Below are 16,310 nucleotides of genomic sequence, written 5' to 3'. Positions count from 1 at the left end.
AAGCAACTCATAACCAATTGGTTTAACAAAAATAAATGTTGAAGGGACGAAAATAATCGTTAAAACGGAGATTTCCAACATTTTATCGATAAAATTTGCATTTAAACGAATCTAACATGAAAATATTGGTACTTGTAAGACATGCTAAATCGTCGTGGGAGCACGATGTTACTGACATTAAGCGCCCTTTGAAGGGTAGGGGTGTAAATGATGCAAAATTGGTGTCTCAACGCTTTAAAGAAGAGGATTTTATGCCAGAAAGGGTATTTTCGAGCCCTGCGAATAGGGCTTTTTCTACTTGTAAAATCTTTATGGATACCCTAGGTGTGGGCATTGAAGAGGTTACGGTAGATCACAAACTTTATGATTTTAGTGGTGAAAATATTTTAGGATTTATCAAATCAATGGACAACAAAATTGAATCTGCTATGATTTTTGGGCATAATTTTGCGTTGACAAATTTGGTTAATTCCCTGGGATCACAATATATAGGAAATTTCCCAACCTCTGGTTTGGCGAAAATCCATTTTGATATAGATACTTGGGAAAATATTTCTAAGGGTTCGACCAACCTACTTCTTAAACCTAAGGATCTAAAATAATAGGGATAGTATTAAGCCAAGTTCAGTTTAACTAAGATAAACGGCGTAAATAAAATATATTTGTAGCACATACGCCGTATATGAATACCACCAAGAATATTTACATAAACCGTGAATTAAGTTGGCTTCAATTTAATGCAAGAGTCTTGCAAGAAGCTGAAGATGAAACGGTTCCTTTAATTGAGCGCCTTAGGTTTTTAGGTATTTTTTCCAATAATCTGGATGAATTTTTCAAAGTTAGATATGCTACCGTTAAGAGAATAGATGAAGCCGGTAAAGCAGGTAAATCTGAACTTGGAGGTGTCAAAGCAAGTGAGCTCCTTGAGATTATTACTCAAGTAGTTATAAAGCAGCAAACTGAAAGCTTAGATATTCTTAGTAATATTTTTAAAAGGCTTAAATACCATAATATTCATATTATAAATGAAAACTTAATAGATCCTGCACAAAGAGGCTTTATTAAGGATTATTTTATACAACAAGTAAGTCCGGCCTTGATGACCATTATTTTAAATGATGACGTCGATTTGCCAAATTTAAAGGATAGTGCGGCTTACCTGGCCGTAAAAATGAAATTGGTAACGGGTGCTAACCAATTTGCCTTAATTGAAATACCTAAGACCATTGAGCGTTTTGTTGTGCTGCCTAAGAAAGGAGAATGTCACTACATTATAATCTTAGATGATTTAATTAGGTATTGTTTAGATGATATCTTTAGCATCTTCGAGTATTCAAGTATTTGTGCACACATGATAAAGATTACTCGTGATGGTGAACTTGATTTTGATAGTGATCTGAGTAAAAGTTTTATCGATAAAATTTCAGAAAGTGTAAAACATCGACAAATAGGTGAACCTGTGAGGTTTGTCTATGATAAGATGATCGATAAGGAAACCCTTCATTATTTAATGTCTAAAATGGGAATTGATAGTGGCGATAGTATTATTCCGGGTGGAAGATACCATAATAGAAGGGACTATATGGATTTTCCTTCACTTGGCAGAACCGATCTCATGTATGAAAAAATTCGCCCGCTTCCTGTTATAGGTTTAAGTTTGGAAGAGAATATATTTAATAATATTGCAAAGAAGGATTTTTTGCAGTATACCCCATACCACACCTTTTCATATGTTGTGAAATTTTTGAGACAGGCAGCTTTAGATCCAAAAGTAAAATCCATTAAGATTACTATTTATAGACTTGCCCAAATTTCGCATGTTGCCAGTTCATTAATTAATGCAGCAAAAAATGGTAAACAAGTTACTGTTTCAATTGAATTACAGGCAAGATTTGATGAGCAAGCAAATATTGATTATGCTGAGCAGATGAAACTAGACGGCATCAATTTAATGTTTGGTATAAAAGGCCTTAAAGTACATGCGAAGATATGTGTTATAGAAAGGGAAGAAGATGACAAATTGAAAAAGTATGGATTTATAAGTACAGGAAATTTTAATGAATCCACAGCCAAAATTTATACAGACTTTACCCTTTTTACAGCCAACCAACAGATTTTAAAGGATGCAAATACAATTTTTGAATTTCTTGAGATTAACTATCGTCCATACACTTTCAAACATCTTATTGCGTCACCGCATTATACCAAATCTAAATTCTTTAGTTTAATAGATCGGGAAATTGCCAATGCGAAAAAAGGAATTCCTGCCTACATAAAACTTAAAATGAATAGCATTTCTAATTATGCCATTATAGATAAACTTTATGAGGCAAGTAGGGCTGGGGTTAAAATTCAAATGATTGTCAGAGGGATTTGTTGTTTGGTTCCAGGTGTTAAAGGAATGAGCGAGAATATTGAAATTATCAGTATAGTAGATAAATTTTTGGAACATACCCGTCTATTTATATTCTGTAATGGAGATGATGCAAAAGTATTTATTTCATCGGCAGATTGGATGACAAGAAATATTGAAAATAGGGTAGAGGTTACATGTCCTATTTACGATGAGGATATTAAAAAGGAACTGCTAGACGTATACAATATTTGTTGGAGAGACAATGTTAAGGCACGAATTATAAATAGGGTGCAGAATAACCAATACAAAAAAAATGGCCTAGCAAGAGTACGTGCCCAATTTGAAACCTATACCTATTACTTAGATAAATTGAATTCATAGTATGCTTAAGTTTAAGAAATATGCTGCCATCGATATAGGTTCAAATGCAGTTAGACTTTTGGTTGCAGATATTATTGAACAGGAAAACAAGCCTACCATATTTAGAAAAACTTCTTTGGTTCGTGTTCCTATTCGTTTAGGTTCGGATGTTTTTATTGATCATACTATTTCTGAATCTAATAAACAACGGATGGTAGATACCATGTTGGCCTTTAAATTATTGATGAAGTCACATAAAGTACAGCGGTATAAAGCATGTGCTACTTCAGCTATGAGGGAGTCAACTAATGGCATTGAGGTTGTGAAGGCGGTTCGACAAAAATCTGGAATTACAATTGATGTAATAGATGGTGAGGTAGAGGCTGCAATTATAGCCGCGACTGATTTGAAGAGTTATTTAATTGAAGATAAAACATATCTTTATGTTGATGTTGGAGGTGGTAGCACAGAATTTTCCGTAATCCATGGAGGAATTACTGTTGCTTCTAAATCTTTTAAAGTAGGAACTGTTCGATTATTAAATGACATGGTTCCCAATGCCCTTTGGAAGGAATTAGAAATTTGGATTAAAACAAATACAGAAGAATTTGAGAAAGTTGACCTAATTGGGTCTGGCGGAAACATTAACAAGATTTTCAAATTATCTGGTAAAAAAATGGGTAGACCTTTAACTTATTTTTGGCTGACTTCGTTTTATAACGATCTTCAGAATTATACCTATGATGAACGAATTACGGAATTAGATTTAAATCAAGATAGGGCAGACGTAATTATTCCAGCCACAAGAATTTATTTATCCTCGATGAAATGGAGTGGGGCGAAAGATATTTATGTGCCTAAAATAGGATTGTCTGACGGTATCGTTAAAAGCATGTATTTCAACACTGTAAGCAGTCAAGAACTGGATTAAAGCACCGTTTGTCTTGTTTTTGTTGTTAGACATCTAAAAATTATAGGGCTTAGTTGAAATCAAAGTATATTCGAAATCTCAAATCGAACTATTATGAAATTACTTACTACTACTATGCTGATGGTGTTATTTACAACACTATCCTTTTCGCAAGAGACATTGTGGGGTGCCAGAGCGGGTATCAACATTTCAAATTTAGATTTTAAACCAAGTTTAGGTGAAGACCCAACTGTAAGAAACGGTTTTGTTTTTGGAGGTTTTATGGACCATAATTTCTCTGATGTCGTTTCTTTGTTTGTAGAATTACAATTCTCTGCAGAGGGTGCTAAGGAAAAAGAATTAAGATTGGATTATATTCAATTACCAGTTATGCTTCGTTTTGCTATTGGTAACAGTTTTAAAATTGGTGTTGGGCCACAAATCGGGACCAAGGTTTGGAAACATGAAGATGGAATTAAAGACTTCAACTTTTCAGGAGTTGGTGGAATTGAGGTTATGATAACCGAGATGTTATTTTTAGATGCTCGCTATTCACTTGGCTTGTCTGATATTTTGGATGAAAATCCAGATTTCGAAGCCAAAAACAATAATATCCAACTAGGTTTCGGATTGAAACTTTAATGGATCATAAATTAATTCAACTATTACAGGCGCCCCAACAGTTTATGTTGGGGTTTTTTTATCCATGTACTTGTGAAGTTTTGCCTAATTGAGACATAATTTCGGCTTCATACTTCAAAAGTTCATCCCATTTTTTATTTACTTCCTCTTTATCTCCATATTGGCGAGCAAAGCCTAAGAACATAGTATAATGGTTTGCTTCACTAACCATTAATTTCCTATAAAATTCTGCTAGCTCTGGGTCTTGTAATTCTTTGGAAAGTAAAAGGAACCTCTCACAACTTCTGGCCTCGATGAGAGCAGCATACAGTAAACGATGCACTAATTGGGTACTGCGTGAGCCTCCTTTAGGAAAGAATTTCATCAATTCAATAACATAATCATCGCGTCTTTCCCTACCTAAAATTAAATCTCTTTCAACAATTTTATCATGTACTAATTTAAAATGGCTAATTTCTTCTTTAACCAATGCCGTCATCTCTTGAACTAGCTCATTGTATTCAGGAAATGTAACAATCAAAGAAATGGCCGTGCTGGCCGCTTTTTGCTCGCACCACGCATGATCGGTTAAGATATCTTCAATATTTTTTTCTACAATATTCACCCAACGCGGATCTGTGGGAAGTTTTAAGCCTAACATGTTAAGAAAATTTTCTATCGGAAGTTACCTTGAGTAATTTTCCTTCTTTATTGATTTGTAAATATATATTGTAACGTTCAACAGCTCTTAATTCTAGACAACTCAAGGCTAAAGTTACAGTATCGCTATCAATTGCCTCCTCATACAACCAGGCGTGTTCTAGGAATAAGGATTGGGTATTACTAAGATTTCTCAAATAAAAATTGTCAACGACGGTTTTAAATATCGGTTCTCCTTCAAATTCAATGTCTATGACCGCATTAAAAGGTCTTCTATAAATTTCCTTAGTCTCCTGTATTTTAAACGCCTCGGATTTTTCCATCACTGTAAAGTTTTTAACCTTAACGTTAAATCCATTAGATAAGATGGTGTCCTTTTCAATCTCAACTAAATTTTCAGGCTCGTAAATGGGTTTTTCAATTTTTGTAAATGATTTCCGAATTAAGGTTTCAGGATCTTTTATATAAGATGTTTTTACTTTATCCAATGAATTAAAAATAACAGAAAAGCAAATCGCAGAAATTACGATAACATAAATTGATGAGCGTTTTGTATTAGAGGTCAAGGCCAAAGGTTTTTCTTAGTAATTCTATATTCGGATTTTTCTCCTTTAATTTTTCATACTTCTCCCGGGCAGTAAAAGCATATTTTTTCTCCTTGTCTTCCTTTACAGTTATCTTGATATTAAGATCGTAATTTTTTAATTTTTTCCTAAGGTGTGCAAGAAGGGGGAGTTGTTCTCTTTCCAATTCAATTTTTAAGGTCTCATTTGGAAAGGTTAAGTGAATCACAGTACCTCTCAATTGAGGTTGATCCATTAAAAGGGTAGAAGCCAACAACTTTTTACCTTTATTTTCCATTTTGGACGCATAAGTATTCCAAACTTCCAGAAGCTGATCTTCAGTAACAGCCTCTCTAGGTAATTCCGATTCATCCACCACCACATCCATTTGTCGAATTAGATGTTCTCTTTTTTTCCGTATGCTAGACAATGATAACCCTGAAGTTTGTTTCGTGCTGCTTATATCAATAACGATTTCTTTTTTTTCAGGTTCTGGCTGAGGTTCTTCTACTTTTGAAAGTTCTTCAGTAGGTTCGTTTAGTTGGTTATTTTCAATGGTTATCCTTTCAACGGCAGCAGTAGCAGGTTTGTTAACCGGAATGGCTTTGATACCCTTATTTTTGAAATATGAGGCAGGAATTATGTAATGTCTATTATTTTTTTTTTCTCCATTAAACGTAATGGAGGCTAATTGCATAAGGCTTAATTCAACCAGAAGACGAGGATTTTTACTGCCTTTATAGTTTAGGTCACATTCATTGGCAATTTCAATTGCTCTTATCAAGAATTCCATAGAAGTTTTATGACTTTGCAATTGATATTTTTCTGCAATGTTTTCGCCAACCTCTAATAAAGCAATTGTTTCAGGATTTTTGCAAACCATTAAATCCCTGAAGTGTGAAGCTAATCCGACGATATAATTTTGTCCATCAAATCCTTTGGACAGTGTATCATTAAACAACATTAAGAGACCAGGAATATCATTTTCTAAAATTAGGTCCGTACTTCTGAGAAACGTTTCATAATCTAAAACGTTTAGGTTTTCCGTGACGGCCTGCCTCGTTAAATTTTTCCCAGAGAAACTAACTACCCTATCAAAAATTGACAAGGCATCTCGCATGGCTCCATCAGCTTTTTGGGCTATAATATGAAGGGCATCATCCTCAGCTGTTACACCCTGTTCTTCTGCAATATACTTTAGATACTCCTTTGCATCTTTTACCGTTATACGCTTAAAATCAAAAATTTGACATCTACTAAGAATAGTAGGTATTATTTTATGTTTTTCCGTTGTTGCAAGTATAAAAATGCAATGTTTTGGAGGCTCTTCTAACGTTTTCAGAAAGGCATTGAAAGCAGAGGAAGAGAGCATATGAACTTCATCAATGATATAGACTTTATATTTGCCCACCTGAGGAGGTATCCTAACTTGATCGGTTAGATTTCTAATATCATCAACTGAATTGTTCGAAGCGGCATCCAATTCAAAAATGTTAAAAGCAAAATCTTCATCATCCTTGGTATCGCCATCCATGTTAATCATTTTGGCCAAAATTCTAGCACAGGTAGTTTTACCTACACCACGAGGGCCTGTAAACAATAGGGCCTGCGCCAAATGATTATTTTCAATGGCATTTAAAAGAGTGTTTGTAATGGCCGATTGCCCCACAACATCTTTAAATGTTTGAGGTCTATATTTTCTAGCCGAAACAATGAAATGCTCCAAGGAACTGGATTTTATTTTGAATTTAAACAAAGTTAATAATTAGACGCAAATTTGAAACTACTAACCTTAGCTTTTGGTATAAGTTATTAACACGATTTATGCATTTCGAGGGCCTCTTAAATTGTTAAAGCAGAGGGTTGCACTATATTTGCAAAAGTAAACCGTCCTATCGCTGTCCTTATTTTAAAGGGTGGAGGAAAGTCCGAACACCAGAGTGCAGCATAGTGGCTAACAGCCATCGGCCGTGAGGTTAGGACAAGTGCAACAGAAAGTATGTACAGGTAATGCTGTAGTGAAATCAGGTAAACTCTATGCGGTGCAATGCCATGTATACCAACGTTAAAGGGTAGCACGCCCAATGTTGGAGGGTAGGCAGCTAAAGCGGATTGGTAACAATTCGTTAAGATAAATGATAGGAGACCACTTTGTGGTAACAGAATTCGGCTTATAGGTTTACTCAAATATAAAAGCCCTTTTGAAATACAAAAGGGCTTTACTTTTTAATAATTAATCATTGTTTTCTGGCCAATAACTCAATTCTGGCCTTACGCTTGCTTCCTTTTTTTCATAGTCGGTTGCAAGTTTTATCATATTGTACATTAAATCTCTTCTTTCTTCCCCCAAGACATCTTGATTTGCAACTCCTGCTTGGGCAACTGCTAATTGACTGTTGCCACTAATGGATACCATAAAATAATCTCTTTCACTTCCAAATCCACTTCGGTATACGTCATAACCAATATTTGAATTTTTTGATTCGTACAATTTTTTTACATTTTGAAATGCTTTCCACATTTTACCTTGATTTTCAGGTGTAAAGTATACAAAGTGGTACTCTCTGTAATTTTTTATATCGCTTGTCATCACTTTTGGTTGATACGATAATGCTGGTATGTGGTTAACAATATAGTCCCTATGTGAATCATAACATGGACTGAAATCATTCCATAGTTTACTCATTTCGTCATTTCCTACCTTCTCATCTAAAGGTCCAAATGGATTTTTATCTAAATCAGCCATCCCACTAATTGGAGTTACAAAATAATAGGTAGAATTATTATCTGCTATGGCGGTCCACTGAGCATCTATCTTATGAGTTTTGCAATGGCTAATTAGTCTTTTTGCAATGTCTTCAAAGTCGTTCATTTTGTTGAAATGAACATTGTCTTGATGTACCCAATACATAGTAGGCGAATCTTGTGGGTTAAGGGTTAGGCCAAAAAGAAAGATAAATGTGCTGGCAAAGAAATTAACAATTTTCATACTTAAAGTTTTAGATTGGTACTGGTTAGTTTATACAACAAACTAGTAGATAAATTAATTGGTAGACTATTAACCTTAAGTAGAATAGTTGTGGGAGACAATTTAGGGCCTAGCTCTTGTTTTTAAATTTAGCAAAAAATATTTGTTGCAAAAACAATAAGGTCAATTAGAGATTTCGAAGAAGCTAAAAACAGTGCCTCCATAATTTCTAGCATTTATAAATGAAGAAAGATTCGATAAATCTGTTTTATTAGAATGTTCAATAATCAATTGCCCTTCCTCTTTTAACATACCTTTTTCAATTACCAATGAAACCATTTTTTCAAACATGTCGAAATCTAGTGCATAAGGTGGATCAGCAAAAATTACATCGAAAGATTGAGTATTATTTTCTAGAAACTTGAATACATCCAATTTAATTGTTCTAATAGGCAATTCCAATTTTGAAGCGGTTTGTTCTATAAACTTAATACATTTAAAATCCTGGTCAACCGCTATAACTTCTGGTGCACCCCTAGATACAAATTCGTAAGCAATACTTCCAGTACCAGAAAATAAATCTAACACTTTTAGTTCGTCAAAATAATAATGATTATTGAGGATATTGAACAAGCCTTCCTTAGCCATATCAGTTGTAGGGCGGACGGGTAAATTTTTAGGGGGATTAATTTTTCTTCCCTTAAGCGTCCCGGAAATTATTCGCATAAGAAAAAGAATTTATTAATAAATAAGGGTTTTCGATTTCAGAAAGTAATTGAAAATCAATTGACGGTTCAAATTGAAATAAATGAACGTGGCGGATATACCGGTAAATAATTCTAAAAATATCATCCTCTTCTGTAAGGTCGCCCATAATTTCTAAAGGAATGTTTTCGGGATTTAATTTTAGTTGTTCCATGGTAAATAAAACATAATAAATCAGGTCCTCCTTTGAGTTGAATTCAAACATATTATAGAATTCCAATTTTCCTTTTTTTATCACCACCATTTCAAAATAGGTACCATCCAAATGGAGGTAAACCTTTGTTGTGCTAGGTTCTACATTATTGGTAAGGATTGCGTCTATAAGTATTGTGGCAGAATGGCGATATTCAAAACTACCGTAAATATCTAATAGGTAATTAACAATATTCATCAACGGAACATAGACATTTTTTGCCTTAATGCTTTCTATAGTATCAGTAGCAATAAAATCTGACTTTAGAATTTTTGAGTTGAATTTTAAATAATCGGCTATTTGATCTTGATTGAAATAATCTTCTGGAACTAAAGCACAGATTTCATTTCTGAAAACAATTTGTACATATTGAAATTCTTGCTGAAGATTATGTTGGTCAATAAACAATTCTAATTGTTCAAGTAGTTTGAATGGGGTAAGTGGTGCATTGAATTTAATACTACTCCCGCCAATAAATTGTTTATGGTTGTCTTGTATACAAAAAGAAAGTCCATTCAAACTTACTTGAATGGACAATGCTTTATCGGTTGAATCAACCAAATTATTGTTCTTTTGAATAGTTTTTAGGCCAGTTACCATTAGTGTTAACCTCATTCATTGATCCTACTTTTAATTCGGAACCATTAACAGCATCAACTGAAATTACCTGATTTTCTTTCATTACCAAGTTTCTCTCTTGATCAAAAAGAATAACATCTTTTTTCACTTTTGCTTCAAAAACAGGAATTCCTTCCAAGTCTCCAGCCTGCATTTCAAATTTTGCCCCTGGTTCTCCGACCGGAACATTCATCATATTTTTATAGCGATTATCAGCACCGAATAAAGAATCTTTTACTGGTACAAAATTAAGTGTGTCTACAATTACACTATCTCTATATGTAGTAACACCACCATATCGTCTGGTTAATTCGGCATCAACAACGGTAGTATCCCTTCTTTGCGTAATTACGAACTGAGCTGTATCCACAAAGGTTACTAGCTCATCGAAGTTTTTAGCAAATTTTTTATTGACAGTTTTATAGGCGAGTTGGGAATCTCTAATATCCTTTAAACGCTCGATAACTACAGCGTATCGCTTGTTTTTAAGATCGTTAAATTTAATTTCTCCATAAACAGACATAAACGTTATGTAGGCTAAGAAGAAGATCAGTATCCACAACACAATTGTAATGACTGGTTTTATTTTATTAGGCACAAATTTGTCGATCAACCAAACGATACCAACCGTGAGGAGAATTACGATAACAATTGTAATGATTACTGTCAACATAGTTAGTTTTTTATTTTTTATTTAAGGTGTAACGCAAATCTACAATTTTTTTTTAATCACAAAAACCATTGGTATTAAAATGTACACAAATACTCAAACGTTGTTGCAATCAGCATTTATGCAGTATTGCGATGGTTTCTAATTTGGTAAAAGTCTATTTAATTGGTAATTTCACCAAACCTTTCCAATTAAATGACTATACCTCAATTCTTCAGGCTTTTAAAACAGAAATTTCCATTTGAACCTACCTCTAAACAACTTGTAGTTTTAGAGCAATTAAGCAAATTTGTATTAGAGAACAACACCGACGAAATATACATGTTGAAGGGTTTTGCTGGTACGGGAAAAACTAGCATAATTGGTACCCTTGTTTCAAATATTTGGGAGGTTAAAAAGAGTGTTGTTCTTATGGCTCCAACTGGTAGAGCAGCAAAAGTTATTTCTAATTATTCTGGTAAAGAGGCGTTTACTATACATAAGAAAATATATTTCCCGAAAAAAGACCGTAGTGGGGGCGTGAAATTTGTTCTGCAGCCCAACAAACATCGCAATACCATATTTATTGTAGATGAAGCTTCAATGATTCCAGATAATGCAAACGAATCTAAGATTTTTGAAAATGGATCACTTTTAGAAGATTTAGTGCATTATGTCTATTCCGGATTTAAATGTAAGCTAATATTGATAGGAGATACCGCTCAGCTGCCGCCTGTTAAAAGTGATTTAAGTCCTGCCTTAGATAAAGAGCAACTGGAATGGAAGTTCAACAAGAAAGTTTTAGGCCTTGAAATGGATGAGGTGGTCCGACAAGAAATGGACTCTGGGATTTTAATAAATGCCACAGAAGTACGTGAAGTTCTTTTTTCAAATGATTATTCAAGCTTCAAATTTAATTTGAATGGCTTTAAGGATATTGTAAGATTGATAGATGGACATGAAATATTAGATGCGCTTAATGAAGCCTACAGTGATGAGGGATATGAAGAAACTACCATTATTGTGAGAAGTAATAAACGAGCCAATTTATATAATCAACAAATTAGAAGTAGGATTCTTTATAATGAAAATGAATTGTCTGCAGGTGACCAATTGATGGTTGTAAAAAACAATTACTTCTGGATTAAGCCGACTACCGAAGCCGGTTTCATTGCAAACGGTGATATTATAGAAGTTTTGGAAATATATGAGTTTAAAGAATTGTATGGTTTCAAGTTTGCGCGTGTAAAGGTAAAAATGGTTGATTATCCACGTATGCGGCCCTTTGAAACCGTATTGTTATTAAACACACTTACTTCTGAATCTCCATCCCTTTCTTACGAAGAATCTAATTCTTTATATCAAGAAGTTTTTAAAGATTATGCTGATGAGGCATCTAATTACAGGAAGTTTTTGAAAATAAAAAGAAACGAGTTTTTTAATGCCCTTCAAGTAAAATTTTCCTATGCCATAACCTGTCACAAGTCGCAGGGAGGGCAGTGGGAAATCGTTTTTGTGGAGCAACCATATTTACCTAATGGTGTTGATCGTGAATATTTAAGATGGTTATATACAGCAATAACCCGTGCAAAAAATAAGTTATACCTTATAGGTTTTAAGGATGAGTATTTTGTTTTTCATTAAATTCATTAATCATTTAAACGGATAAACTATTTTTTCACCTTAATTAATGGAAGAAACTATAATAAGCATTTTTTTAGGTATTGGGTTGGCCGCATCAGTTGGTTTTCGTGTGTTTCTACCCCTTTTGGCCTTGAGTTTAGCAGCTTATTTTAATATTTGGGAGTTGAACGAATCGTGGCAATGGCTCGGTAGCTTTGCCTCAGTGGTTGTTTTGAGTGTAGCAACTGTAATAGAAATCCTCGCTTATTTTATACCATTTGTTGATAATTTATTGGATAGCATTGCAGTTCCGCTGGCTGCAATTGCAGGCACCGCAGTGATGGTTTCAACGGTGGCCAATTTAGATCCAGTAGTAACCTGGTCCTTGGCCATTATTGCCGGAGGAGGTACAGCAGCCGCTATTGCGGGGACAACTGGTGCAACGAGACTTACTTCAACTGCAACTACAGGCGGACTAGGTAATCCAATAATTTCAGGTATTGAAACCATTGTTTCCTTGGTCGTTTCCATATTTTCTATTCTTCTTCCTGTGGTAGCGGTAATTTTTGTGACTATTATACTTTTTGTTTTATGGAGATGGAGTCGGAAGTTTAGTAGGAATAAGAAATAAATGATTCAAAAAGCTCTATTTTTGAATATCTTTTGAATGATTATGAGAATAATTGCAATGATACCTGCGCGCTATAGCGCTTCGAGATTCCCTGGGAAATTAATGCAAGATTTAGATGGTAAACCAGTGATTGTAAGGACATTCGATGCAACTGTGGCAACAGCTTTGTTTGATGCAGTTTACGTTGTTACGGACAGTGAAATTATTAAGGAGACTATTGAAGCTGCAGGGGGTAATGTAATTATGAGTAAAAAGTCTCATGAATCTGGTAGTGATAGAATAGCCGAAGCCGTTGAGGATTTGGAGATTGATATAGTTGTAAACGTACAAGGTGATGAACCATTTATAGAAAAAGAGAGTTTAGAAAAAGTTTTGGGAGTTTTTAAAACGGATTTCAATAAAGAAATTGATTTGGCTTCTATAATGGTAGAAATGCACCGATGGGAAGACATTTCAAACCCTAATATAGTAAAGGTTATAGTTGACCAAAATGATTTTGCACTCTATTTTTCCCGCAGTCCAATTCCATATCCAAGAGACAAAGATGCGGGCGCACGTTACTTTAAACATAAAGGGATTTATGCTTTTAGAAAATCCGCATTATTAGATTTTGCAAAACTTCCGATGAAATTTTTAGAAGCAACTGAAAAGATAGAGTGTATTCGATATCTTGAATATGGAAAGAAAATAAAGATGGTAGAAACCACTGTTGAAGGCATTGGTATAGATACCCCAGAAGATTTAGAATTGGCTAGGAAGCAATGGAAATAGATTATTCAGACATAAAGGTTATCGGTTTTGATGCTGATGACACCCTATGGGTTAACGAAACTTATTTTAGAGAAGCCGAGCTTCAATTTGCCAAGTTGTTGGCGCCATATGAAACGGCTAATACAATCGATCAGGAATTGTTTCGCACAGAAATAGGAAATTTAGAATTTTATGGTTACGGCATTAAAAGTTTTGTGTTAAGTATGGTAGAATGTGGTCTACAACTTTCCAATAACTCATTGCCGAATGAAGCAATTTCAAAAATGCTAGATATCGGTAAGGATATGCTTAACAAACCTGTAGAGCTTTTAGATGGAGTTGAGGAAACCCTCAAGTCGTTGTACAAAGATTATAAGTTAATATTGGTTACAAAAGGAGATCTATTAGATCAGGAGAGAAAATTAGCGAAATCTAATTTAGAAGTTTACTTCCATCATATTGAGGTGGTTAGTGACAAGCAACCTTTAAATTATAAAAAGTTACTAGACCATCTCGAAATTCGTCCAGAAGAGTTTTTAATGATAGGAAACTCTTTAAAATCAGATGTTTTGCCTCTCATCGAACTAGGTGCAAAAGCAGTACATGTTCCATTTCATACTACTTGGATGCATGAGCAAGTGGAAGAGCATGTGTTGAAAGAATACCCTTATGAAACGCTTTCCTCTCTTTTGGAAATAAAGAAAAAATTAACAGCCCCAAATTAATTTAAGATATATAAATGATTTACAAGAACGTTCCTATGGTTTCAAAGGTCGTTTTTGGACGTGGAAGTTTCAGTCAATTACCTGAAATTTTAAGTCCATTGCGACTAAATAGTAATGCGCCTTTTTTATTTATCGCGGATAAGGTGTTTCAAGGAAATTCCTACTTAACGTCCAGGGTTCCGTTGGCCTACAGAGATGAAATTTTGTATGTTTCTGTTGACGATGAGCCAACAACATATAAAATAGATGAGATTACTGAAGATATAATTTTGAGATTTCCTCAAAAACCTTCAGCGATCATCGGAATTGGAGGAGGTAGTGTTTTGGATATTGCCAAAGCGGTTTCTATTATGCTTACCAATCCAGGAAATGCTGAAAGTTATTTGGGCATCGGTTTAGTGAAAAATGCTCCTATTTATCATATCGGTATACCTACCTTATCAGGTACTGGAGCTGAGGTTTCAAACAAATCGGTATTAATTGGGGGCGATGGTAAATCAAGTATAGTTTCCGAATATATAACTTTTGACCAAGTAATATTAGATCCAGAATTAATACAAAATGTTCCTCACCACCAATGGTTTTTCTCCGCAGCAGATTGTTTTATTCAATCAGTTGAATCTGAGGCAGGGCATTATTCGAATGCTTTAAGCATATCTCATGCTCGTGAGGCGATGAAGGGTTTAGAGAATATTTTGCAGGCAGACATTGATTCCGAATCGCAACAAGAACAATTAATGTTAGGTTCATGGCATTCAGGTCTCAGCGCATTGCATTCCAACAATGGTATTTGCCGAGCCCTTAGTTTCGGTTTAATAGACGTTTTGGGACTAAAGCATGCAATTAGTAATTGTATAGTTTTTAATGCCTTATCAGATTATTTTCCTGAAAAAGTTGAGGAGTTTAAACAAATGATGCTAATCCATAATATCGATTTACCCCAAAATTTAAGTTCAAATTTATCAGATAGTGAAATAAAAAGAATGGCTAAAATATCTATCAATTATCAGGATTATTGGAAAAATGCATTTGGAAATTCTTGGAAAACGAAATTTTCTCTAGATGACATAATAAAACTATATAATAAAATGTAGTTGCTTATGGGGTGGTTAGCCAAATTCATTTATTTCAAGTTGCTAGGTTGGCGTATTGAGGGAAATACAGATTTCTCTAAAGATGTTTACAAAAAGGCTGTAATAATTGCTGCTCCACATACAAGCTGGCACGATTTCTACATTGGTTTGTTATTAAGGAAGATTGTGGGTTTAAAGGTTCATTTCGTGGCCAAAAAAGAGCTTTTTAAATGGCCATTCGGATGGTATTTTAGAGCTGTTGGAGGGTCTCCGCTGGATAGGACCTCGGGACAAAATAAAACAGAAGCTATTGCGGCATTGTTTGAAGAAAAGAACGAATTCCGTCTAGCCTTAGCACCAGAAGGGACCAGGAAAAAAGTAACTCAATGGAAAACCGGTTTTTACCATATTGCAAAAAGAGCAGGAGTTCCAATAATAATGTTTACGCTAGATTTTCAAAATAAAGTAAATAAGATTTCTGAACCCTTTTTCCCCACAGACGACCAAGATTCTGATTTTGCCTTCATCAAAAATTTCTATAGGGGAGTGGTCGGTAAAATTCCGGAATATTCCTAAAAATTGAATATTATTCCCATAGTATAAATTTAATTTGAGTTAAATTTCTAATGGATATAATTAAGGATTTTGGCATGGAGTTTGCAATTTTGTTAATGAACAACTGAAACATAAAGTAAACTGCATAGTCCCTAAAAAGAAACAGATGTTCAGCTATGACAAAGAGTGTTCTCCAACACTCTTTTTTTTTGCTCAAAAATTACAGAAAGTCCCAAAAATTCTGTGTATTGCAAGTTAAGGAAAGAAAAATCTTACAAAATTAAAAAATA

The 16,310-nt window shown here is 34.3% G+C and carries 17 protein-coding genes and 1 other RNA gene; 11 read left to right on the top strand and 7 right to left on the bottom strand.

The window, feature by feature from the left end:
* Window positions 1–116: 116 nt before the first annotated feature.
* From ISU00_RS16990 to ISU00_RS16975, 4 genes are all read left to right on the top strand, one after another.
* Window positions 117–602 carry a SixA phosphatase family protein gene (locus ISU00_RS16990; RefSeq protein WP_228851870.1) on the top strand — a complete coding sequence of 162 codons (486 nt, stop codon included), beginning with the start codon at window positions 117–119 and terminating at the stop codon, window positions 600–602.
* 80 nt (window positions 603–682) lie between these two features.
* Window positions 683–2,737: a polyphosphate kinase 1 gene (gene ppk1, locus ISU00_RS16985; protein WP_228851869.1), complete on the top strand. Its 2,055-nt coding sequence runs from the start codon at window positions 683–685 to the stop codon at window positions 2,735–2,737.
* Between the two features lies 1 nt (window position 2,738).
* Window positions 2,739–3,647: a Ppx/GppA phosphatase family protein gene (locus tag ISU00_RS16980; RefSeq protein ID WP_228851868.1), complete on the top strand. Its 909-nt coding sequence runs from the start codon at window positions 2,739–2,741 to the stop codon at window positions 3,645–3,647.
* A 93-nt stretch (window positions 3,648–3,740) separates the two neighbouring features.
* Window positions 3,741–4,268, top strand: coding sequence for a porin family protein (locus ISU00_RS16975; protein ID WP_228851867.1), 528 nt, complete (start codon window positions 3,741–3,743; stop codon window positions 4,266–4,268).
* 58 nt (window positions 4,269–4,326) lie between these two features.
* Here the strand turns inward: ISU00_RS16975 and miaE are convergent, their stop codons facing one another.
* From miaE to dnaX, 3 genes are read right to left on the bottom strand one after another with little or no spacing between them, the layout of a single operon-like run.
* Window positions 4,327–4,908, bottom strand: coding sequence for a tRNA-(ms[2]io[6]A)-hydroxylase (gene miaE, locus ISU00_RS16970; protein WP_228851866.1), 582 nt, complete (start codon window positions 4,906–4,908; stop codon window positions 4,327–4,329).
* Window position 4,909: 1 nt separating this feature from the next.
* A complete protein-coding gene (locus tag ISU00_RS16965) occupies window positions 4,910–5,473 on the bottom strand; it encodes a hypothetical protein (protein ID WP_228851865.1) in 564 nt (187 codons plus the stop codon).
* On the bottom strand, window positions 5,463–7,196 hold the full coding sequence (gene dnaX, locus ISU00_RS16960; protein ID WP_228851864.1) for a DNA polymerase III subunit gamma/tau: 1,734 nt from the start codon (window positions 7,194–7,196) through the stop codon (window positions 5,463–5,465). The genes ISU00_RS16965 and dnaX overlap by 11 nt, the downstream gene beginning before the upstream one ends.
* A gap of 153 nt (window positions 7,197–7,349) precedes the next feature.
* Here dnaX and rnpB point away from each other — a divergent pair.
* Window positions 7,350–7,660, top strand: an RNA gene (rnpB, locus tag ISU00_RS16955) — RNase P RNA component class A.
* Window positions 7,661–7,703: 43 nt separating this feature from the next.
* Here the strand turns inward: rnpB and ISU00_RS16950 are convergent.
* The 4 genes from ISU00_RS16950 to ISU00_RS16935 all read right to left on the bottom strand — a co-directional run bounded on the left by ISU00_RS16950 (window position 7,704) and on the right by ISU00_RS16935 (window position 10,687).
* On the bottom strand, window positions 7,704–8,459 hold the full coding sequence (locus tag ISU00_RS16950) for a hypothetical protein (RefSeq protein WP_228851863.1): 756 nt from the start codon (window positions 8,457–8,459) through the stop codon (window positions 7,704–7,706).
* Between the two features lie 162 nt (window positions 8,460–8,621).
* Entirely contained in the window at window positions 8,622–9,164 is a 543-nt protein-coding gene (gene rsmD / locus ISU00_RS16945; protein ID WP_228851862.1) for a 16S rRNA (guanine(966)-N(2))-methyltransferase RsmD, read from the bottom strand.
* Window positions 9,139–10,011 (bottom strand): DUF3822 family protein, encoded by an 873-nt coding sequence (locus ISU00_RS16940; protein ID WP_228851861.1) that lies wholly within the window; start codon window positions 10,009–10,011, stop codon window positions 9,139–9,141. The genes rsmD and ISU00_RS16940 overlap by 26 nt, the downstream gene beginning before the upstream one ends.
* Window positions 9,959–10,687 carry a hypothetical protein gene (locus ISU00_RS16935; RefSeq protein ID WP_228851860.1) on the bottom strand — a complete coding sequence of 243 codons (729 nt, stop codon included), beginning with the start codon at window positions 10,685–10,687 and terminating at the stop codon, window positions 9,959–9,961. Before ISU00_RS16935 ends, ISU00_RS16940 begins: the two co-directional genes overlap by 53 nt.
* A gap of 192 nt (window positions 10,688–10,879) precedes the next feature.
* Between ISU00_RS16935 and ISU00_RS16930 the strand changes: the two genes are divergently transcribed.
* From ISU00_RS16930 to ISU00_RS16905, 6 genes are read left to right on the top strand one after another with little or no spacing between them, the layout of a single operon-like run.
* Window positions 10,880–12,307: an ATP-dependent DNA helicase gene (locus ISU00_RS16930; protein WP_228851859.1), complete on the top strand. Its 1,428-nt coding sequence runs from the start codon at window positions 10,880–10,882 to the stop codon at window positions 12,305–12,307.
* Window positions 12,308–12,353: 46 nt separating this feature from the next.
* A complete protein-coding gene (locus ISU00_RS16925; RefSeq protein WP_228851858.1) occupies window positions 12,354–12,917 on the top strand; it encodes a DUF4126 domain-containing protein in 564 nt (187 codons plus the stop codon).
* 42 nt (window positions 12,918–12,959) lie between these two features.
* Complete coding sequence (gene kdsB / locus ISU00_RS16920) at window positions 12,960–13,688, top strand: 3-deoxy-manno-octulosonate cytidylyltransferase (protein WP_228853753.1); 729 nt, start codon at window positions 12,960–12,962, stop codon at window positions 13,686–13,688.
* Window positions 13,679–14,392 (top strand): HAD family hydrolase, encoded by a 714-nt coding sequence (locus tag ISU00_RS16915; protein WP_228851857.1) that lies wholly within the window; start codon window positions 13,679–13,681, stop codon window positions 14,390–14,392. Before kdsB ends, ISU00_RS16915 begins: the two co-directional genes overlap by 10 nt.
* 14 nt (window positions 14,393–14,406) lie before the next feature.
* Window positions 14,407–15,486 carry an iron-containing alcohol dehydrogenase gene (locus ISU00_RS16910; RefSeq protein ID WP_228851856.1) on the top strand — a complete coding sequence of 360 codons (1,080 nt, stop codon included), beginning with the start codon at window positions 14,407–14,409 and terminating at the stop codon, window positions 15,484–15,486.
* A gap of 6 nt (window positions 15,487–15,492) precedes the next feature.
* A complete protein-coding gene (locus tag ISU00_RS16905) occupies window positions 15,493–16,041 on the top strand; it encodes a 1-acyl-sn-glycerol-3-phosphate acyltransferase (RefSeq protein ID WP_228851855.1) in 549 nt (182 codons plus the stop codon).
* Window positions 16,042–16,310: the final 269 nt, after the last annotated feature.

This window comes from Aegicerativicinus sediminis (assembly GCF_015476115.1).
In the GTDB taxonomy this organism is placed as follows: domain Bacteria; phylum Bacteroidota; class Bacteroidia; order Flavobacteriales; family Flavobacteriaceae; genus Aegicerativicinus; species Aegicerativicinus sediminis.
This window is presented reverse-complemented; position numbering and strand designations above follow the sequence as displayed.